The sequence below is a fragment of the Paraglaciecola chathamensis S18K6 genome, assembly GCA_000314955.1.
Classification (GTDB): Bacteria; Pseudomonadota; Gammaproteobacteria; order Enterobacterales; family Alteromonadaceae; genus Paraglaciecola; species Paraglaciecola chathamensis.
Genome location: BAEM01000053.1, coordinates 12,373 through 32,361 on the forward strand (window position 1 = coordinate 12,373; position 19,989 = coordinate 32,361).

The 19,989-nt window shown below is 43.8% G+C and carries 20 protein-coding genes; 8 read left to right on the forward strand and 12 right to left on the reverse strand.

All coding sequences use genetic code 11. From position 1 onward, the window contains the following. Nucleotides 1–8: 8 nt before the first annotated feature. The gene (locus GCHA_RS18750; RefSeq protein ID WP_007991139.1) at nucleotides 9–992 is read left to right on the forward strand and encodes a patatin-like phospholipase family protein; all 984 of its coding nucleotides are present in this window, start codon (nucleotides 9–11) and stop codon (nucleotides 990–992) included. 20 nt (nucleotides 993–1,012) lie between these two features. On the opposite strand, the gene GCHA_RS18755 is transcribed toward GCHA_RS18750, so the two are convergent. The 6 genes from GCHA_RS18755 to cobB form a co-directional block, all read right to left on the reverse strand. After that, nucleotides 1,013–1,870 (reverse strand): DMT family transporter, encoded by an 858-nt coding sequence (locus tag GCHA_RS18755; RefSeq protein ID WP_191866101.1) that lies wholly within the window; start codon nucleotides 1,868–1,870, stop codon nucleotides 1,013–1,015. A 507-nt stretch (nucleotides 1,871–2,377) separates the two neighbouring features. Next, the gene (locus tag GCHA_RS18760) at nucleotides 2,378–3,040 is read right to left on the reverse strand and encodes a DUF2987 domain-containing protein (protein ID WP_007991142.1); all 663 of its coding nucleotides are present in this window, start codon (nucleotides 3,038–3,040) and stop codon (nucleotides 2,378–2,380) included. Then, nucleotides 3,037–3,897 carry a glucosaminidase domain-containing protein gene (locus tag GCHA_RS18765; RefSeq protein WP_039992823.1) on the reverse strand — a complete coding sequence of 287 codons (861 nt, stop codon included), beginning with the start codon at nucleotides 3,895–3,897 and terminating at the stop codon, nucleotides 3,037–3,039. Before GCHA_RS18765 ends, GCHA_RS18760 begins: the two co-directional genes overlap by 4 nt. Further along, nucleotides 3,890–4,633 carry a hypothetical protein gene (locus tag GCHA_RS18770; RefSeq protein WP_007991146.1) on the reverse strand — a complete coding sequence of 248 codons (744 nt, stop codon included), beginning with the start codon at nucleotides 4,631–4,633 and terminating at the stop codon, nucleotides 3,890–3,892. The genes GCHA_RS18765 and GCHA_RS18770 overlap by 8 nt, the downstream gene beginning before the upstream one ends. A gap of 92 nt (nucleotides 4,634–4,725) precedes the next feature. Further along, entirely contained in the window at nucleotides 4,726–5,358 is a 633-nt protein-coding gene (locus tag GCHA_RS18775) for a LysE family translocator (RefSeq protein WP_007991148.1), read from the reverse strand. Next, nucleotides 5,359–6,126 carry a Sir2 family NAD+-dependent deacetylase gene (gene cobB, locus GCHA_RS18780; protein ID WP_007991150.1) on the reverse strand — a complete coding sequence of 256 codons (768 nt, stop codon included), beginning with the start codon at nucleotides 6,124–6,126 and terminating at the stop codon, nucleotides 5,359–5,361. Nucleotides 6,127–6,390: 264 nt separating this feature from the next. Here cobB and GCHA_RS18785 point away from each other — a divergent pair, with 264 nt between their 5' ends. The 7 genes from GCHA_RS18785 (at nucleotide 6,391) to GCHA_RS18815 (ending at nucleotide 15,153) form a co-directional block, all read left to right on the forward strand. Further along, nucleotides 6,391–7,206: a MurR/RpiR family transcriptional regulator gene (locus tag GCHA_RS18785; RefSeq protein ID WP_007991154.1), complete on the forward strand. Its 816-nt coding sequence runs from the start codon at nucleotides 6,391–6,393 to the stop codon at nucleotides 7,204–7,206. 150 nt (nucleotides 7,207–7,356) lie between these two features. After that, on the forward strand, nucleotides 7,357–8,691 hold the full coding sequence (locus tag GCHA_RS18790; protein ID WP_007991156.1) for a class II fumarate hydratase: 1,335 nt from the start codon (nucleotides 7,357–7,359) through the stop codon (nucleotides 8,689–8,691). A 251-nt stretch (nucleotides 8,692–8,942) separates the two neighbouring features. Further along, nucleotides 8,943–10,157, forward strand: coding sequence for an amidase (locus tag GCHA_RS18795; protein WP_007991158.1), 1,215 nt, complete (start codon nucleotides 8,943–8,945; stop codon nucleotides 10,155–10,157). Between the two features lie 2 nt (nucleotides 10,158–10,159). Continuing rightward, a complete protein-coding gene (locus GCHA_RS18800) occupies nucleotides 10,160–11,746 on the forward strand; it encodes a gamma-glutamyltransferase family protein (protein ID WP_007991160.1) in 1,587 nt (528 codons plus the stop codon). 74 nt (nucleotides 11,747–11,820) lie between these two features. After that, a complete protein-coding gene (locus GCHA_RS18805) occupies nucleotides 11,821–12,642 on the forward strand; it encodes a sulfite exporter TauE/SafE family protein (RefSeq protein ID WP_008306429.1) in 822 nt (273 codons plus the stop codon). A 97-nt stretch (nucleotides 12,643–12,739) separates the two neighbouring features. Next, the gene (locus GCHA_RS18810; RefSeq protein WP_193362837.1) at nucleotides 12,740–13,927 is read left to right on the forward strand and encodes a pyridoxal-phosphate-dependent aminotransferase family protein; all 1,188 of its coding nucleotides are present in this window, start codon (nucleotides 12,740–12,742) and stop codon (nucleotides 13,925–13,927) included. After that, the gene (locus tag GCHA_RS18815; RefSeq protein ID WP_007991166.1) at nucleotides 13,927–15,153 is read left to right on the forward strand and encodes an allantoate amidohydrolase; all 1,227 of its coding nucleotides are present in this window, start codon (nucleotides 13,927–13,929) and stop codon (nucleotides 15,151–15,153) included. Before GCHA_RS18810 ends, GCHA_RS18815 begins: the two co-directional genes overlap by 1 nt. Nucleotides 15,154–15,205: 52 nt before the next feature. Here the strand turns inward: GCHA_RS18815 and GCHA_RS18820 are convergent, their stop codons facing one another. The 6 genes from GCHA_RS18820 to GCHA_RS18845 all read right to left on the reverse strand — a co-directional run bounded on the left by GCHA_RS18820 (nucleotide 15,206) and on the right by GCHA_RS18845 (nucleotide 19,857). Continuing rightward, nucleotides 15,206–15,517, reverse strand: a complete 312-nt coding sequence (locus GCHA_RS18820) for a cupin domain-containing protein (protein ID WP_007991167.1) — start codon at nucleotides 15,515–15,517, stop codon at nucleotides 15,206–15,208. Nucleotides 15,518–15,555: 38 nt separating this feature from the next. Further along, nucleotides 15,556–16,173, reverse strand: a complete 618-nt coding sequence (locus tag GCHA_RS18825; protein WP_007991168.1) for a flavin reductase family protein — start codon at nucleotides 16,171–16,173, stop codon at nucleotides 15,556–15,558. 106 nt (nucleotides 16,174–16,279) lie between these two features. Continuing rightward, nucleotides 16,280–17,200: a glutaminase gene (locus tag GCHA_RS18830; protein WP_007991169.1), complete on the reverse strand. Its 921-nt coding sequence runs from the start codon at nucleotides 17,198–17,200 to the stop codon at nucleotides 16,280–16,282. 83 nt (nucleotides 17,201–17,283) lie between these two features. Next, on the reverse strand, nucleotides 17,284–17,838 hold the full coding sequence (locus GCHA_RS18835) for a GNAT family N-acetyltransferase (RefSeq protein ID WP_007991170.1): 555 nt from the start codon (nucleotides 17,836–17,838) through the stop codon (nucleotides 17,284–17,286). A 54-nt stretch (nucleotides 17,839–17,892) separates the two neighbouring features. Further along, entirely contained in the window at nucleotides 17,893–19,368 is a 1,476-nt protein-coding gene (gene modF, locus GCHA_RS18840) for a molybdate ABC transporter ATP-binding protein ModF (protein ID WP_007991171.1), read from the reverse strand. A gap of 66 nt (nucleotides 19,369–19,434) precedes the next feature. Continuing rightward, nucleotides 19,435–19,857: a MarR family winged helix-turn-helix transcriptional regulator gene (locus tag GCHA_RS18845; RefSeq protein ID WP_007991172.1), complete on the reverse strand. Its 423-nt coding sequence runs from the start codon at nucleotides 19,855–19,857 to the stop codon at nucleotides 19,435–19,437. Nucleotides 19,858–19,989 lie beyond the last annotated feature (132 nt).

A 19,989-nucleotide genomic window follows, 5' to 3' on the forward strand; every position in this document is an offset into this window, starting at 1 on the left:
GCCAAACATTGAAAATAGGCATAGCCTTAGGCAGTGGTGCTGCTCGTGGTTGGGCGCACATAGGTGTGATCCAAGCGCTAGAAGAGTTAGGCATTAAAATTGATGTGGTAGCAGGCTGTTCAATTGGCGCCTACGTGGGGGCAGCCTACTCTTCAAATAAGCTAGCCCCTTTAGAGGAGTGGGTACGTAGCTTAACTGAGTGGCAAGTATTCGCGTTAATGGGCGTTGGCTTGTATCGAGGGGGATTAGTGAGCGGTTTAAAGGTCTTCAAAGCGTTAGAAGAAAATTTTAGTGAAGAAACCTTTGAAGAATTGTGTAAGCCGTTTGCCTGTGTTGCCACCGATTTATACAGTGGCCGGGAAATCAACTTTTTAACCGGCTCAGTAGTTGATGCTGTTCGCGCGTCATGTGCGATCCCCGGTTTGTTCCCCCCTACAACTTTTAATGATCGTTGGTTAGTCGATGGCGGTGTGGTAAATCCGGTTCCGGTTAATCTGTGTCGTCATTTAGGTGCCGATATCGTATTCGCTGTGAACCTTAGCGCTGATTTTCGTCCTCAAGCGCTAGACAGTAATGAAAAAGAGCGAGAACGGAACCAACAAAAAATTTCCGATGTTTTCAGTAAGAGTCAAAATCAGTTCTCAAAGTGGTTCAAAAGCGATAAAAAGCACAAAGAGAGCGACCCTTTAGATAATGAAGGAAAACCTGATGATCAAGACCACGTTGAATTAAACAGCGAAATTGCCAAGCCTCGCACAGTGAAAAAGCACCCACCTAGCATGATTGGGGTGATGGCGGGTTCACTGGACATACTACAGGCTCGAGTCACACGCTCACGTTTAGCAGGTAATCCGCCGGATATACTCATCGAGCCACAACTACGCGATTTTGGCATGATGGAATTTTATCGAGCGGAGGAACTCATTGAGGAAGGCAGAAACAGCGTCAAGCGCATCGCTGATCAGATTCGGTATCAATTGCGAATAGACTAGTTGCGCTGATACCGTGCTGCTTACCCGCGACGTGAGAGTTTGACATAGACAAATAACGACATAAAAATAATTCCTGCTCCGAATAATTTTTGCGGCGCAAGCACTTCATCTAATAAGCTCATACTTAGCACTAAGGTCCAAATGGGCTCTAAGATCATGATAAGCGCAGCCGTTTCCATATTCACAGAAAACTGCCCTACGGTTTGCAATAAATAACGGATAGACGTTGCTACCACAATCGACACAATAAACCACATGATAACGTTCTGATTTAGCTCAAACTGTACATTTTTTGAGAACATCGCGAACACACTACTGACGATCCCCACGGTTAATAACTGACAAAAAATGGACAGTAGCGGGCTTATATTGACCGTAACTCGCTTGTTAAACACAAAATGAACCGACAGCAAGGTCGATGAGATTAAAAAACACCATTGGCTAGGTTCTACCTGCCAGCTATTTGTTAATGTCATCAGTGCTAAACCAATAATAGCGATAGGTAGCGCGAGCCAAAATGCCCTTTGCGGCCTTTGGCGAAATATCATCCAAGAGGTAAAAGGAGCGATTATCATGGCCAAGCTCATAATAAATGCACCTTCTGAAAGGCTATTGGTAATCGACACAGCATACACCCAGACTTGCAGAGATAACGCCAAGATGACACCTACAGAACAAACAGCAAATATGCGTTTTATGCTTATCTTCAAGATTTGACGAAAACAAAAAGGAAATAAAATCGCGCTGGCAAGTAAAAAGCGCACAGCTAAAAAAGTATCTCCAGGTACCACGTCAATGACGAGTTTAGAGGCTACCCAACCGACGGCCGCAAGCAGTGTCGCAGATAAAAGGTGTAGCTCACCACGGATTGAAAGAATTGTTTTGACTCCACAAGTAGGTTTAGACGTGCAACCTTAATGTAATACCAATCCGCATTAATAAGTGACCGCCTCAGAATGCGTCCAGCGGTTTTTGATTAAGGCGTCGCTATGTAGTAATGGTTGTTCCCTTTCAAATAGTGAGAACGCAGAGCAAAAGCCGCTGGGGCATTCCTTGCAGGCGAGTTTTAAAAGGGCTTACACTGCGTTGCATGACTTCGAAAGAGAACTAGTTTTCTTTTAATAAAGAGCTGTCAGTCATGCTCCTTGTTTAAGCCCTTTTAAACTCTCGCTGAGTCATCACTTATTAACGTGGAATGGTATAACGTCATAATGCATTCAAAGACTCTTTCAAATATATTTAATTAATTGAATTATATAAGTATTTCATGTAACCGATAGGTTACACAGTTATGAATGAAAGGTTATTTAAATCACCGGCCGACTAGGGGGAGCGCGCGAGCGCTAGGCTCGCGAGAACAGTAGATGGCTCTAAGCAATACTAGGTTACTTAGTCGTGTTAGCGGTTATGCGTAACGGCATCTCTGGCAACGTTAAGCTGCGCCCTTGGTTTATCCACTCTTTTGTCATATGCAAGGAACCCTTTTCAATGACTAATCCGTTCGCCAACGTTTTATGTAGACTTGTGTCAGTAAAGTGCACAACTAAACCATCTACACTGGGCATCAAAAAGGACAAAAAGCTGCCCATATCATCAAAAAATGTTTGGTATTGCGTGAACAACGTCGCCAGTTCATTTGCGGAATATTGCGTTTTTAACCACTTAGGTTTGGTTTCGAGCTGAACTGACATATCACATTGATTTTTTGGTTCTACTAAAGACAATACCACTTCGGCTTTCGCCATTTTAAGGGCTTTTTCACTGGGCACGGTGAAGCGTTGCTCATTTGTCACCGACAAAGGAATATCTTGTTTTTGAGTATGAATATACGCTTTTGTGATCCTACATAAGGTATCGCTTTGAACCCGCTTAAAACCAAACGCAAACTGTAACGCGCTTGTCTCTTCATCATCCAGTTTACGCACATGACTATAAAAACTACTGTATTCGACGTTCAATGTGTTTGTACTGGCCATTTGCTGATTTGTCTGTTGTGCAACTGCAACGCAGCTTGGAATAATACAAGCTGCTATTAACCACTTTTTCATAAATTCATGTGCTCTTTATTTACCCTCATCATACTTAACAGTTCATCGATATAATCTTGCCCACGCTCAGAATAACTCTGTAAGCCGTGAACCAAGGCTTTAGCTGTAATAGGTTTGTCTTGCGCGCGCAAATCTGCACGTATATCTCGTAATTCTTTGTAAGCGTAATGACGATTTAGGTTTCTAATATAGGTTTTTACCGCGTGAGAGAGATTTTTAAACTTAGCCACTTCGTGAACTGTGCCTTCATTTCTGCGTTTAGGCACGAATCCACAGCCCTGCTTGAAACACCATAGGCCAAAGAAATTATATCCCTTTCTGGCAAATCTAGAGGTACCCCACCCCGATTCGTTTGCTGCTTGAATTAACACCAATTCAGGGGGGATCATATCAACACGATGCAGTAAAACAGCGGTTGATTGTAAATCGGTTAAGCCCTTATCGATTTTGTACTCTCGGCGCATATTTTTCAGTAGTTTTACTGTGAAGGGGCTAAGCGTCTGATGCCCTTCAAGCTGCTGGGCGATGCTCATTATCGCCTTGCGCTTTATCAATGTAATCTTGTTTTGATGGCGTATCTCGGGGAGTAAATAGGCAAAAAACGCCTTCTTTTTTTCGGTGACATCATCGTATTGCTTAAAATTAGGAACTGTTTTTGATTTACTACTATCAGTTGACGATGTCGATTTACGATCGAAATCGTCAATTAATATCCGCAGTTCCGTTTCAGTGAGTTCTAACTTTGTATCAGGCAGTTGGCTGTCAAAGTAGTCATCAGCAATGTACATAATCGCAAACAATCCGCAGGCGGCGGCGAAGTAACGTAGCTTTTGGTATTTATCATGAGTCTTAGGCATAAAAAACCGAATCTTTATTATTGGAATGAGTGGAGGGTTGTCCCAACACTTCAACACCAAACAAGGTACGGTACAACACACCTTTAGTATGAAGATACCAAGGAACAATCCAAATAAGTGCGATACCGAACGTGAAAAGCCCGCCAACAAAAAGGATAAATGAAACAATGTAAAATTGACTTAACAGACCCCAATAGCGATTAAACACGCGCATTGAAACTAGAATAGCCTGACTAGGACGATATTTTTTCTCGACTAATAGCACCAGAGCAAACCCAGTGGACATCGCCAAGTATAAGCCTGGTAAAATGTAAAGCGCCAAGCCAAGGTTGGCCAATGCACCGAGCATTAACGCACTTAAAATCAGTAATGCAGAAGTTGCAAGTCGTTTTACTAAACTTAAAAACGGTACATTAACTCCAACGCTATGGCCGATACCCATCATCATCAATGCGGTTATTAAAGGCGTCGTCACCAAGGTGAATAAGAGATTCAATCCATAACTCAGAGAAACAGAGGGATTTTGTAAGTCATCAATGCTGACAAAGCGGCCAATTAACATCAGCATGGCTAATATAATACCTAGCGTGAATAGCCCGCCTTGCAAAGTGCTATAAAAATGCTGCTTTGAAAGTTGCCACCCCTCTTTTACACACGCATTCAGGTCTAACGGGGTTTCCCCGCGTAGCGACTTATCAACATTACCACCTAGGTTATTTTTATTATCTTGTTCCACCAAACTGCCCTTTTTCACCGCACATGGTTAATTTTATCTGATTGACACTTAGCTTGCTAAGAGCAGCACGTTTATATTTTCAACGAATTGATTTACACGATCACCAGTTTAGCAGCCAGTAACAACAGCACAGCCCCCATAATGCGATCAAACCAATGGCTGTATTGACGAATGAAAGCTCGCACTTTGCGTGTACTTAATAGGTACGATAAAAAACAAAACCACATACCTGTCGCCACTGCTAGATACACCCCATACGCTAGTTTAATGCTACTCGGTGTTTGCGCTGACACAGCAACCGCAAAGACCGATAAAAAGAATAAGGTGGCCTTCGGGTTCAAGCCATTGGTTAAAAACCCTATTGCAAAGGCTTTTCGGTCACTTATCTCGCTTGAACTGACTTCACTGGCAGGTTCGGTCGTGTCCACCGCCTTGCTTTTTAATGCTCCAATGGCGATGTAAACCAAGTACGCTGCGGCTACATAACTAAAAATCGTATACACAAGCGGGTTTGTCTTTAGCAATAACCCTATTCCTAACAGTGAATAGGTTACATGTAATAAAATCGCTACACCCACGCCTATACTGGTGATCATAGCGATACGACGCCCATAATTAATACTGTGTTTTAACACGATTGCAAAATCAGGGCCTGGGCTTGCTACCGCCAATAAATGCACGCCAGCTATCGTCAAAAATTCGCCCCAATAAAGACTCAAGTCCATTTATTTGCCTTTTAAATATTGTGTTAAGTAACTAGGTACCACGTCACTAGCCAGCCCGTAATGAGCCTCTAAAAAGTCATTATTCCCGTCACTTGGCACTAGGTTAAGCTCTACCGTATGCGCTCCATAGTGGTTAGCGATTTGCACCAGCCCCGCTGCTGGGTAGACATTGCCTGAAGTACCGATAGAAATAAATACATCAGCTTCTTGTACAGCACGTTCTATTTCGTCCATATGAAATGGCATTTCACCAAACCAAACGATGTCTGGCCTGATGGTTTGACTCGGCGAACAGCACTGGCAACGGCTTGTGCCATCGAAAGGGATTTTCATTATAAAACGACGGTGACTATGATTACAACGCGCTGATAACAGCTCACCGTGCATATGTAGTACGTTTTTACTGCCTGCTCGTTCGTGTAAATCGTCGACATTCTGGGTAATAACCAGTACGTGTTCAGGGAGTGCGGCCTCAAGCTGCGCTAGTGCAATATGCGCGGCGTTTGGCTGTACATCGTCACTTTGCAATTGTTCACGGCGCTGATTATAAAAGCGATAGACCAATTCCGGGTTACGAGTAAATGCCTCAGGCGTTGCTACCTCTTCTACCGCATGCTCTTCCCATAAACCATCATTGTCGCGAAACGTTTTCAAGCCCGATTCGGCAGAGATCCCTGCCCCCGTCAAAATAACAATGTTAGGCCATTGGCTGTCACTTGAAGTGTCAGTATGACTAGGGTTAATCTGAGGTGTTGGTTTTCTCGACACAATTGCTCTCTTTCATTCTTTTTGAACCATCATTCTTTTTATAAACACATACGGAGAAACTTAAACGCAGGAACGTAAACGGATTACCGCCCCCTATCGCACCGCTGTTTGCCAAAAAACAGCGCATGCTACCATTGTCCTAATCTAGATAACAGTTTACCCAAGGCAGATGGTAATAACGCTTAACCAATGCGCCTAACAGTTCCTTTATACCGTTAAGTTGGTATAAGCTATATATCCGTTTTTTATAATGATCATTCTACCTTGGCAAAAATTCCATTTATTGTACGAATTGAACAGCAGTACCAAGGGCTTTCTCCGAACGCTCGATTAATTGCTGACCACTTGCAACATACCCCGTTGGACGTACTGAGTTGCTCAGTTGCCGAGATCGCTCAGAAAACCCAAACATCAAAGGCGACCGTCAGTCGTTTTTTTCGGCAATTGGGTTATCAATCCCATCACGATGCAAAGACCGAACTCAATGCCTTTCGTGCTAACGGTTATCCAATGTATATGGAATCGGATCAAAGTGGGGCGCTAAATAGAGAAATTCAACGGATCGAACAAACTTGGAGCAATCTAGATCAAGACCAGTTAAGTGGATTAATTAAATCTATTTGTGAAGCGTCTCGCATTACCTTGATTGGTTTTAGAAATAGTTATCCCGTTGCCCTGCACTTCAGGCAGCAGTTGCTGCAAATTCGCAGTAAAGTGCGTTTACTTCCGCAGCCAGGGCAAACATTGAGTGAAGAACTAAGAGATATTAGCGACGATGAACTGGTGATACTGATCGGTTTTCGCCGCAGACCAAAAATATTCAAACCATTGCTCGAAAAACTGCAACATCATAACGTGGCACTATTAGCTGACCCATCAGGACAAATTTACGCCGAGCAAGTAAAACAACTCATTATTTGCCAACTAGGGCAAGAGCAAGCTCTTGATAGTTATGCAGCGCCAATGAGTGTTATTTCTATAATTTGCAATCAGGTGTTTAGCCAATTGGATAAAACCGCTGATCGTCGCATTAGTGAAATATCCTCTTTATACGAAGAGCTTGACGAGCTAGAAAAATAATCTCGGCGCTGTCGTGCTCAATGCTTGTACGCCTAAAGCCTTACTTTCCCCTTGAAAAATAACTATTCACACCAAAGTCTATCCTAGAGAGATTTTATTACCTGATCTTGCCCCAACTTTTAATTCGCTATTTTACAATAAGGAAGTCCAATGCCTACTTCTGACGATAATCACACCCCACTTTATAAAGAACAAACCTCGCTAGCGCTAGAGAACTTTCAGATTAGTGGCACCCCAATGCCTAGTGAGTTTATTCATGCTTTGGCCTTAATTAAGGCCAGCGCCGCAAAAGCGAACGCTGAAGTAGCAGGACTAGACAGTGAAATCGCCATTGATATTCAGCGAGCTGCCATGGAGGTAGCACAAGGTGATCACGACGGTGCGTTTCAAGTAGATGTGTATCAAACAGGTTCAGGCACCAGCACCAATATGAATGCCAACGAAGTGATTGCGACGTTAGCAAGTTCGAAATTAGGAAGACAAGTACACCCGAACGACCATGTCAATATGGGGCAAAGTTCAAACGATGTTATTCCAAGCGCTATCCACCTCAGTGCTACCTTGGCGTTGAGTCAAAATTTGCTTCCTGCATTACAGAGTTTAATGTCAGCTATTGATGCTAAAAGTGTATTGTATCGAGAGACGGTGAAAACTGGGCGTACTCATTTAATGGATGCAATGCCGATCACCTTAGGACAAGAGCTTAGTGGCTGGAGTAAACAAATTCAGTTTTCAATCAGCCGGCTAATAGAGGTACTACCGCGGATTTCAACATTGGCACTTGGTGGCACCGCGGTTGGCACAGGCATTAATACCCACCCGAAATTCGCCCAAACGACCTGCCAGCACCTAAGTCAGTTAACAGGATTGCGCTTTAACCCCGCAGATAATTATTTCGCGGCCATCAGTAGCCAAGATACTGCGGTTGAAGTCAGTGGACAACTGAATACGCTCGCTGTCAGTTTAATGAAAATTTGCAACGATCTGCGCTGGATGAATAGCGGCCCCCTTGCCGGTTTAGGTGAGATTAGCCTTGATAAGTTACAAGCCGGTAGCAGCATCATGCCAGGCAAAGTGAACCCTGTTATTCCTGAGGCGGTGGCCATGGTGTGCGCGCAAGTTATGGGCTATCACCAAAGCATTACTATTGCTGGCCAATCTGGCAATTTTCAGCTTAACACCATGTTGCCATTGATTGGTTATAACCTTTTAACCAGTATTTCTATCCTTAGTAACGGCATAAGTGCGCTAACACATAAAGCCATAGTGACTATGCAGGCCAATAGTGAGCGTATGTCCGAATATTTAAGTAAAAACCCTATATTAGTTACTGCGCTAAATAATAAGGTAGGTTATGAAAAAGGCGCTTTGATTGCCAAAGCGGCATATGAAGAGAAGCGGCCTGTTATTGAGGTAGCAGCAGAAATGACTGATATCCCGATAGATGAATTACGCGAATTGCTTGATCCATCCTCTATGACATAACTGTATATTGAGCAAATAAGCAAATAAGCAGCACAAAAACTCGGTAAAAAGTCGTTGCTACAGGCATATTTGTTTCATCTGGCAAAAGGAATTGCCATAGTGTTAAATAGTTGTTAACGCATTATTCTCGCTGCTTTAACGCTATTAAGTCTTAAATTCAAAATATATAGCGGTAATTCATAATGTTTCTCTTGACTATTCGGTGAAACATTTGTTTCATATAGGACCATTTGGTCAAGTTTTTAAGAGTTATGAGCCCCAGCGCAGCGCATTTCAGCAGTCAAACTCCGTACGTTTTAAGCGTTACTGAAAAAGAATACCCCGCCAAGCAGGCGGATAACCTAATGTTATCTGGCGTAAGCCTTGCGGTTAAAGACCTATTTCATATTAAAGGCTTACCTACAACGGCAGGTAACCCTGATTGGTTGGCAAGTCATCCGATCCCTATACATACTGCCCCGGCTGTAGAAACGCTTTTAGAGAACGGAGCACGGTTGGTCGGAAAAACAATTACGGATGAATTAGCGTATAGCCTGAACGGACAAAATATTCATTATGGTACGCCATTCAATATATCTGCGCCGGACAGAATACCAGGCGGCTCATCAAGCGGCTCAGCGGTTGCGGTGCGTGAAGGTAGTGCGCAAGTCGGCTTAGGCACAGACACGGGTGGCTCTATTCGTGTACCTGCCAGTTATAATGGCTTATTTGGTCTTCGCCCTACCCACGGGCGGATCAGTAGCGAGCACATGGTTAGCCTTGCTCCTAGTTTCGATACAGTAGGCTGGATAACCCGAGATTTAGACGTGCTTGCGAAAGTCGCGTCAGTTTTCTTTGGTGATAAACACATCGACGATGCCAGCAATTCACAAGACATTGCGCAAAACAGCAAAATCGGTTTTGCCCAAGAACTAGCACGACAATGCGAATACTCCGAGGCGTTAACGACTGCCTATCACTCAATGGTCGAAGACCCTTGTATTTTAGAATCGGGCTTGTCGTCAGACAGTTTGATAGAGGCCAGCGAAACATTTCGTATCTTACAAGGCTATGAAATATGGCAGACCCATGGAGAATGGATCACGCAGCAAGCACCCACATTTGCGCCTGACATACAACAGCGCTTCGCATGGTGTGCAACGATTGATAATCAACAGCGTCAGCAAGCGCTAGAAAAGCAAGCCAAGTTTATTTCACATATTAATCATCTATTTACCCAATGTGATGTGATATTTTTACCGACAACACCCGGCCCAGCTCCATTTATTGATACGCCGAGTGACGTACTAGCAACCTATCGGAATACACTGATGAAGCTCACCTGCATTGCAGGCTTATGTGGCTTACCTCAATTACATGTTCCGTTACCCATTAACCCCCATGCGCCTATGGGATTTTCATTAATTGGCCAAAAAAATCATGACAAACAATTAATTGAAATCGCTCGCATGTTATTAGAGACATAATAATGAGTCAGACTTCACGTCCTGTGGCGTTTACTGCGCCCCACTACGCCGCCAGCCAAGTTGGCCAGAATGTATTACAACACGGTGGCACGGCCATTGAAGCAATGGTGGCGGCCGCAGCATCTATATCGGTTGTTTACCCGCATATGAATAGCATGGGCGGCGACGGATTTTGGTTGATCAGTGAGCCCGGTAAAACACCCATTGCGATTGATGCCAGCGGCTACGCCTGTAAAAACGCAGATCTTAGCTACTACAACGGTCTATCCGCTATTCCTTCTCGGGGTCCCAAAGCCGCATTAACGATGGCTGGTGCTGTTTCAGGCTGGCAAAAAGCGTTAGATATCAGTAAAACCTGGCAATCCCCCCTGCCCCTAAGTGAATTATTAGCCCCAGCAATAGGCCAAGCAGAATGGGGAATTGAAGTTACGCAAAGCTTGCAAGACGCTAGTGAGAAGACCTTTGATGATTTATCAACTATCCCTCATTTCGAACAATTCCTCATTAAAGGGAAACGTTTACAAAAAGGCAAAATACTTAAACTACCAGCCATTGCCAAAACACTAAATACGTTAGCCGAAAATGGTTTGCAGGATTTCTATCAAGGTGAAATAGCCCGAGCGTTGGCGGAAGATTTGCATGCTGCCGGCTCTCCAATCACACTTGAAGACATCAATGCATATGAAGCGAAATTAGTCACGCCGTTATCGGTTGATACATCAGTTGCTACTTTGTACAACCTCCCTGCACCTACCCAAGGCATTGCTTCACTACTGATTTTAGCGCTATTTGATAAAGTACAACATTTGGCCACTACCGAAGCAGAATTTGTGCATTTATTAGTAGAGTGCACCAAGCAGGCCTTTATAAAACGTAATCAGTTTGTTGGCGATGCTAGTCGCTTAGCGATTGATTTACATTCCCTTTTGACGCCGCAATCTATTGACGCTATGGCCGCTGATATTAGCCTAGAGCGCGCATTGTCTTGGCCTCATGAAGCTAAGCCTGGCGACACAATATGGATGGGAGCTTGTGACAGCGAAGGGCGCATGGTCAGCTACATTCAGAGTATCTATTGGGAATTTGGCAGCGGTGTTGTCTCACCGCAAACGGGTATTGTATGGAACAATCGCGGTACCTCATTTTCCTTAACACCAGGCAGTTTGCAAGAGCTTGCGCCAGGCATGAAACCCTTTCACACCTTAAACCCTGCATTTGCAGAGCTAAAAGATGGCAGTCGCTTAAGCTATGGCACTATGGGTGGCGAAGGACAACCACAAACCCAAGCAGCCCTCTTCGCGCGCTATATCTATCAGCAAAAATCGCTTTCTGAATCTATTCGTCTGGGTCGTTGGTTGCTCGGTAGAACGTGGGGCGATGAAAGTCATAACTTAAAAATTGAACAAGATTTAGCCCAAGACATACAGCAAGAGCTGACCGCAAAAGGACACGATATCGCCCTGGTTGAATCATGCAACGAATTAATGGGCCACGCAGGCGCGGTGGTTAAACGCGCTGATGGTACTGTCACAGCGGCTACAGACCCAAGAAGTGATGGCAATGCATTTGCCGCACACACATTAGATTAATGACCCTAAACGGGTGAAAAATACCCATAGATAACGAATAACTTAAACACCTTAATGAGACGAAAAATAAAATGATGGAACTAGTGTTAAATAACCTGCCCACAATCGCCGCGTTGGTTGGCACAGGAATATTCGCGGGTTTACTAGCAGGACTGCTTGGCGTAGGCGGGGGCATTGTGATTGTGCCTGTGTTGTTTTTTCTCTTCCAATCCTTTGGCGTGAGCCCACAAAGCGCAATGTACATTGCAACTGGTACCTCATTAGCCACAATTATCCCCACGTCTATTAGCTCTATTCGCTCGCATCGTAAAAAAGGCAATGTGGATGCAGCACTTTTAAAACAATGGGGTGCGTTAATATTAGTGGGGGTGCTGGTAGGAAGTTGGTTAGTGACGAAAGTCGACGGTCGATACCTAACAACACTTTTTGGAATTGTTGCCACGTTATCTGCATTGAATATGTTATTTAGAACAGGTAAATCGGCACTCGCTGAGAGCCTACCTGGTCGTGTGGGACAATCCATCATGGCAGCTTGTATTGGCTTTTTTAGCTCTATGGTGGGGATTGGCGGTGGAACATTATCCGTTCCAATCTTAACCGCTTTTAATTACCCAGCGCATAAGGCCGTGGGCACAGCGGCAGCCATTGGGCTAATTATTTCATTGCCAGCTGCTTTATACCTACTCATGTTTGGCCAAACACCACAAGATGCCCCGCTCGGCACTTATGGTTATATCAATCTAGTTGGTTTTGTTTGCATCGTGCCCTTAACGGTTCTTTGTGCGCCTATTGGTGCCGGAATTGCTTCTAAACTCGATGCCAATATGTTGAAAAAAATATTCGCCGTCGTGTTGCTTATCACCGGCACTCGCATGTTAGCTCAGCTATTTATTTAGCTGTGTGTACATGCCCTATTTTTAGTTTAATTTTTCTTTTTAATACCTTGGAGCGCAACGCATAGTGAAACACCTTACTCCCCCTCCGCGCCTTTTAATGGGCCCCGGACCAATTAACTGTTATCCCCGGGTATTGAACGCCATGTCAACGCAACTGATTGGCCAATACGATCCAGTGATGACTGGCTACATGAACGAAGTGATGAGTTTATATCGAGATGTATTTGTCACTAAAAATCAGGCAACGCTGTTGATCGATGGAACATCACGCGCTGGGATAGAAGCGGTTTTGGTTTCTTGTATTGAACCTGGCGATAAAGTGCTCGTGCCTATTTTTGGTCGTTTTGGCCATTTGCTCAAAGAAATTGCTGAGCGAGCTGGGGCTGACGTGCATTGCATTGAAGCCACCTGGGGTGAAGTATTCGAACCAGAGCAAATTGAAGACGCAATTAAGCGCGTGCAGCCTAAAGTACTTGCTTTAGTTCAGGGGGACACATCTACCACGATGCTGCAGCCTCTTGAACATATCGGAGAAATCTGCCGACGTCATGATGTAATTTTTTATTCAGACGCAACGGCCTCCATTGGCGGGAATCCGTTTGAGACCGATAAATGGCAACTCGATGCAGTGTCGGTTGGTTTGCAAAAGTGTTTAGGTGGGCCCAGTGGCAGTGCACCTATCACCCTCAGTGAGCGCTACGTGGAGTTAGTTCGCGGGCGTCAACATATTGAAGCCGGTATCAAAGCAGAGCACCATAATGCCGGCGCAGGAAGCCGCATTCGTTCTAATTACTTCGATATCCCCATGATCCTGGATTATTGGGGCGAGGAACGCTTAAACCATCACACAGAAGCCACCTCTATGCTTTATTGTGCGCGCGAGTGCGCAATTAATTTACTCGAAGAAGGCGTTGATGCCTCTATTGCACGCCATGAGTTACACGGCAATGCCATGTTAGCCGGTATTCAAGGGATGAACTTGAAACCCTTTGGTGATTTAAAACATAAGATGAACAATGTTGTGGGTGTCTATATACCAGATGGTGTCGATGGTGAGCAGATACGCCAGCAATTGCTTCATGATTTCAATATTGAAATCGGCACGAGTTTTGGCCCACTGCACGGTAAAATTTGGCGCATTGGTACCATGGGCTACAACGCTCGCCAAGACACGGTACTGCATACCTTGCAGTCACTTGAGACCTTGCTTCGCCGAGCAGGCCATACGCTGCAACCTGGCCAAGCAATTGACAGTGCATTTACTGTGTACAACGGGAAAGGTTAATGACCACATTAGCCCCCTACGCTATTCAAACATACGAGCGCTGTGATGTGCTCGCACATTTCAGTCAAGATCCTGATTGTATTAATCGGCAGTATCTTACACCTGAACATTTACAAGCCAACCGCCAAGTTGCCCAGTGGATGGAACAAGCAGGCATGGAAACATGGCAAGATGCAGCTGCTAACCAATGGGGTCGTTATCCAAGTAAAGCTCCAAACGCGAAAACGCTCGTTATTGGCAGCCACTTAGACACAGTGCCTAACAGCGGTAAGTACGATGGGATCTTAGGCGTGTTAGCCCCGTTAAGCTTAATTCACTACTTGCATGATCATCACATCGAGCTGCCTTTTCATCTCGAGTTAGTCGGTTTTGGCGATGAAGAAGGCACACGCTTTGGCGCGACATTGCTAGGCAGTTGCGCGGTTGCAGGCACGTGGCAAGAAAAATGGAATGATTTATCGGATGAAAATGGCATAACACTTAGGCAAGCATTTATTGATGCTGGGCTTGATATCAGTGAAGTGAAAAAAGCGTCTCGCCAAGAAACCAATGTCGATGATTTTTTCGAGTTCCATATTGAACAGGGCCCAGTACTAGAGCAAAACGATCTCGCTGTTGGTGTGGTCAATGGTATTGCCGGAGCAAAACGCTTTTCTATCACCTTGAAAGGCTTAGCAGGACATGCAGGCACAGTACCTATGCCGATGCGCCAAGATGCCCTAGCGGCTGCAAGCGAAATGATTTTAGCGATTGAACGTTTAGCCACAGAAAAGGGTATTGTTGCTACTGTCGGGCATCTTAAGTGTTTATCCGGGGCGGTTAACGTTATTTCAGGGGCGACCACCTTCAGTCTGGATATTCGTAGTATCGATGATGCCCTACGTGATGAGACGCTTAAGCTTATCATCGATGAATTAAAGGGTATCGCTGAGACACGACGTATCCAAATGGATATTACGCCCACACACCAAGCGCCTGCTGTAAAATGCGACGAAAATTTACAACTGCAATTGCTAAACGCATTTGAGGAGACGGACACACCGCCTTTTACGCTTGCGTCAGGCGCAGGACACGACACTATGGCAATGGCAGCAGTTTGCCCTGTGGCCATGATGTTTATGCGCTGTGAAAAAGGCTTAAGTCATCACCCAGCAGAAGCGATAGATGTACCGGATATAGAAGCAGCACTAAAAGTGATGTTCGCCTTTTTAAAAGAATATGTTTAGGTAAGTATTGCCCGGATCGTTGAGTCGATCCGGGCAATATAGGTTGGAATGGTTATATACTGCCTTCGCTTTCAATCACTAAAATACGGGCCTCACCCACAGGGCTTGCAACATGCTCAGTTCCCTCATCTGCATAAAACACATCACCTTGATTGAGCAAGCTGGTGTGAACGATGCCATTTTTCATGTACTGCATTTCGACCATGCCATCGAGCACGGCAAAAACCTCTTGCCCCTCGTTTACATGCCAGCGATAAGGTTCGTTTGTCCAATGCAGCTTGGTGGTAATGCCGTTCATATTAGCGATTTTCATTGATCCCCAAGGAAGTGATGCGGTAAATTTTTTACTTCTGATAATTTCCATATATTCCTCTATATCAATTTTCTGCCTTAGCTTCTTTATTATGGTCTATTTAAGGTAAATTTCTGCTCAGAGTTCACTTTAAAATAATCTCCTGCTCCGCCAGCGCGCAATACGGGCTTTGCTAATGCGGTGTTGTAGATACCTTCTTCTATTAGTGAGTTGTCTATATGGACCCCCACAACTTCCCCCATTACCATCCATGTATCGACCAATTTTCCGTCTGCTTCAGTCAGTTGCATAATTTGTGTCTTTTTACACTCGAACACGCAAAGACTGTTAGCGACATGTGGGACATCAACTACGTTCGATTTGCCGATTGCTAAACCAGCAAAATCAAATTCACTTTGTGTGCTTGGTAACGTCGCGCTGGTTTGATTCATCGCATCTACAAGCGACTCAGAGACTAAGTTCCAACAGAACACGCCACTTTCTTGAATATTTTTCACAGTATCTTTATAGCCGATACTGGAAAAACCGATTATCGGTGGGTGGTAGTTAAAGGCATTAAAAAAACTATAAGGCGCTAAATTTAAGTCACCAGATAAGGATTTGGTGGATATCCAACCAATCGGTCGAGGAGCGATAATGGCGTTAAAAGGATTATGTTTAAGGTTATGCCCTAGATGAGGCTGATAAAAGTAACGTTGATGGGGCATGGGAAATTCCTAAGTACACATAATAAAACCCGCAACGGGTTAGCATGTTTATTACTAAAACCCGTATCTTGTTATTTTATCTACTATTTTTATAAAACGTAATGATTTAATGGCCAAAAATGGACCAACCAGTTTCATGCACCAGCATTTCGAGGGCCTCGGTGCCCAATTTACTATTACCTATTTTGTCTAAACCCGGAGACCAGACTGCAATTGATGCTTTACCTGGAGCGATAGCTAGGATCCCCCCACCAACGCCACTTTTACCGGGCAATCCAACGCGATAGGCAAACTCCCCAGAACCATCATAATGACCGCACATTAACATCAGTGAATTTATGCGCCGGGCCCGGTGTTCAGGCACAACACGACTACCAGTACTTTGATTTGTGCCGTTAGAGACTAGAAACAAGCCGGCTTTGGCGAGTTGTTCCGTGGTCATCGAAATTGAACAATGATGAAAATACGTTCCTAGTACTTTTTCGACAGGATTTTCTAAACGCTCGAATGACGCCATAAAATGTGCAAGTGACGCATTTCTGCTGCCTGTCATCATTTCAGATTGCGCGACCTTTTCGTCTATTGAAATACTTTCATCATTGGCCACAAAACGCACAAAATGTAATATTTCTGCAAGGCTTTCTTTGGGCTCATTATGCCCCATAATGGCATCAGCTATCGCGATAGCACCGGCATTAATAAACGGGTTTCTCGGTATTCCACTTTCATGTTCAAGCTGCACAATTGAATTAAATGGGTCGCCAGACGGTTCTCGACCTACCCGCGCCCATAGCGCGTCGCCAAGTTTGCCCAGCGCCATAGTCAGGGTAAAGACCTTTGAAATACTTTGAATGGAAAATAAGGTATCTGCGCAACCGGCGCTGTAGACCTTACCTTCTGGAGTTACCACTGTGAGCGCGAATTGGTTGGGATCAACACAGGCTAATTGTGGTATGTAGTTCGCTACTTTACCCCGGTCAGTGCGAGAGCGCATTTCCTGGTAAATACTGTCAACGATGTTTTGCATCTATTGGCCTTTCTTAATAAACAAATGTGAGGCCATCAACTGGCTAAATAATGTCAGTATTGCTTTTAACATAGCAACTTAACTTAAGTATGCGATAAGTCACAACATTGCATTGAGACTTTTTTATGGGTACGGGCACTTACCCCAGCGTGATCAAAAACGGCGACCGATGGACTTTTGTTCAACAATAACCATTGATAGCCTAATTCTTTAAATCCTAATCGCTGATGAAATTTTGCTGATGGCGGATTAGGTGGCACAAGGTTATATTCACAAACCACATGATTAACACCTTGGGCTTTGCTCCATGTAAACAAATCTTGATATAAGACAGTGCCTAGTTGCCTCCCTTGATAACGAGCATCAAGCACAATTCGATCAATATACATATAGTTCGCTAAATGATTTTTAAACCAAGCATAATTTTCGTTGATGTAATGACTGTTCGGCCCCATTACCAGCAAAAAACCAGCAACAGTACCTTTAACAACTAACACTCTATGATACGCAGATAAGCTATGTAATTTAGCGACATCGTCTTGATTCATAGCGCTAGTATGCGCCACCTCAGCGAGATTCAATTCAACAACCCGTTCAAAATCGTGTTCGGTCGCATCTCTTACGTAAATATCGCTCATGTTATATCTGTCCTGTTAACGCGTTTTTCTTAATCTATTAATTTTCGTCACCTGTTAAAAAGTGTCGCAAGCATAACGCACATTTGAACGGGATGAATCACCCTCGAGCAAAATATGATTATTGATGCCAGCAATTACATCATCACTATGATGGTTCACATAGATAATTGAAGTGGTTGTAGATTTAGCGATGGTTTCGATCACCGCAAGAATACGCTGACGATTAATCTCGTCGAGCCCATTACAAGGTTCGTCTAAAATTAATAATGGAGGATGTTTAACCATAGCACGTACAATTAATGCCAAGCGCTGATCACCGAAGGATAACTGCTGAAAAGGAGTACTTTCATGATCATCCAATCCAATAAGCGCTAACCAAAGCTTGGCTAAATGTATCTGCTTTTTTGTCGGTTGTTGGTACAAACCTATGCTGTCATAAAAGCCCGAAAGCACAGCATGAAGTAGGCTGCAATTCACGCGGTAAGAAAGATGAAATGCATTTGAAAGAAAACCAATATTTTTCTTGATATCCCAGATACTTTCTCCGCTTCCGCGTTTAAAACCGAAGACAAAAATATCATTCACATAACACTGGGGGTGATCACCCGAAATAAGCTGTAAAAGGCACGTTTTGCCAGAACCATTCGGCCCACTTAGTTGCCAATGTTCACCTAGTTTAATTTCCCATGTCAGTGCTTCAATGATTGCCCCTTGCGGATATTTAATCGCTACATTATTCAAACGAACTATTGTATCACCTTGCTTAAATGAGTTACGCGTAACACTTGAGTCTGGCGCAGGAAGTGAAAAACACGTTTGTTGAAGCGTTAATAATCGCGCTAAATCACCAACAGCTATCTGATCTTCAGTTGTGACAGTAGACTGTAATCCCCCCTGCGACACCAACCCATAATGTGTCACAAATGATGGTATTTCTGACCAACGATTGATGACCAAAACCATACAAATATCTGTATGTAACTCAGTAATTAATTCAGCTAATTTTTGCTGCATGTTGCTGTCTAAACCATCAAATGGTTCGCCTAAAATCAGTAAGTCTGGCTCAGCAATTAACGCTCTAATTAAAAGTAATTTTCGCGTTTCCCCGGTGGAAAGTGCGGAAAAATCACGGGTCAATAAAGGGGAAAATTCGAACAGTTCAATAAGTCGTTTACACAAGGGTAAATTCAATAATTCATCAATACTTTGCACACTAACACTGAGTAATTCATACACTTTGGTGGGAACCGGGATTATGTCCAGTATGTCTGCCGCATCTTTTTCTCGCTCCTGTTCAATTAGCGCTTGCTGGCTTTCATAGGAGACCAGTTCGATGTGGCCGAAATCACTGACTAACGTACCCTGCTGTATGTCGCCATAACCGGCTAGCACAGCCGCTAAAGCGGATTTCCCTGCCCCATTTTGGCCAACCAAGACCCAATGCTGCCCCTTTTCGACAGACCAATTGATTCCGTGCAGCGAAAATGTTGAAGAAAATTCGACATTTAGGTCTGTTAAACAAATACTCATAGAAACCCTTCATTGAAATCTTTTTATGTGCCTTATTGAAAAGGCGCTCAACATACCGCTTCGCTATTACGCTAATTTATTTAGTACTTCTAGCACGGTAGACAGTTGTTTAGGACTAATATCTTTTACTGCCTCATCAAATGTATTTTTACAACTGAGAAAAGCATACTTATATATATCTCGCCCAGTAAATGTCAGTTTAACTAAACTGACACGCGCATCTCGATTGTTTTTTTCTTTTTCAACCAAGTGAATTTTTTCCATCGGTGTCAATAATCGAGTCACCCCTGATGCAGTAAGATTAACTGCGTCTGCAAGTTCTGTTCGGCTCATGACCTGATTTTGCGCATAGTTTAAGTGATGTAACACCATAAACTCACTCAAGCTTATCCCGTGCACACCTAATGCGCGGTCAGCCTTTTTAGATAATTTCCCCACTGTTCCTGATAGTGAAAACAGCAAAGCTAAAGAAGCAGGAAGTTGGTCCACAATAAAATACTCCGATTAATAAGTGTAAACGATTGTAGCGTAAGATCTGAACTACAACTCAAGCGCGCACACTTGATAAATATTTGATCAATCAAGCATATATCAACCATAATACAAGTACAAATTAAAGAT

Excerpts from the sequence above, each read along its gene's own strand:
- GCHA_RS18760 (WP_007991142.1), bottom strand. The coding sequence starts at position 3,040 with ATGAAAAAGTGGTTAATAGCAGCTTGTATTATTCCAAGCTGCGTTGCA.
- GCHA_RS18835 (WP_007991170.1), bottom strand. The coding sequence starts at position 17,838 with ATGAGCGATATTTACGTAAGAGATGCGACCGAACACGATTTTGAACGG.
- GCHA_RS18825 (WP_007991168.1), bottom strand. The coding sequence starts at position 16,173 with ATGCCCCATCAACGTTACTTTTATCAGCCTCATCTAGGGCATAACCTT.
- GCHA_RS18800 (WP_007991160.1), top strand. The coding sequence starts at position 10,160 with ATGAGTCAGACTTCACGTCCTGTGGCGTTTACTGCGCCCCACTACGCC.
- GCHA_RS18805 (WP_008306429.1), top strand. The coding sequence starts at position 11,821 with ATGGAACTAGTGTTAAATAACCTGCCCACAATCGCCGCGTTGGTTGGC.
- GCHA_RS18810 (WP_193362837.1), top strand. The coding sequence starts at position 12,740 with ATGGGCCCCGGACCAATTAACTGTTATCCCCGGGTATTGAACGCCATG.
- GCHA_RS18815 (WP_007991166.1), top strand. The coding sequence starts at position 13,927 with ATGACCACATTAGCCCCCTACGCTATTCAAACATACGAGCGCTGTGAT.
- GCHA_RS18830 (WP_007991169.1), bottom strand. The coding sequence starts at position 17,200 with ATGCAAAACATCGTTGACAGTATTTACCAGGAAATGCGCTCTCGCACT.
- GCHA_RS18795 (WP_007991158.1), top strand. The coding sequence starts at position 8,943 with ATGAGCCCCAGCGCAGCGCATTTCAGCAGTCAAACTCCGTACGTTTTA.
- modF (WP_007991171.1), bottom strand. The coding sequence starts at position 19,368 with ATGAGTATTTGTTTAACAGACCTAAATGTCGAATTTTCTTCAACATTT.
- GCHA_RS18790 (WP_007991156.1), top strand. The coding sequence starts at position 7,357 with ATGCCTACTTCTGACGATAATCACACCCCACTTTATAAAGAACAAACC.
- GCHA_RS18775 (WP_007991148.1), bottom strand. The coding sequence starts at position 5,358 with ATGGACTTGAGTCTTTATTGGGGCGAATTTTTGACGATAGCTGGCGTG.
- GCHA_RS18820 (WP_007991167.1), bottom strand. The coding sequence starts at position 15,517 with ATGGAAATTATCAGAAGTAAAAAATTTACCGCATCACTTCCTTGGGGA.
- GCHA_RS18765 (WP_039992823.1), bottom strand. The coding sequence starts at position 3,897 with ATGCCTAAGACTCATGATAAATACCAAAAGCTACGTTACTTCGCCGCC.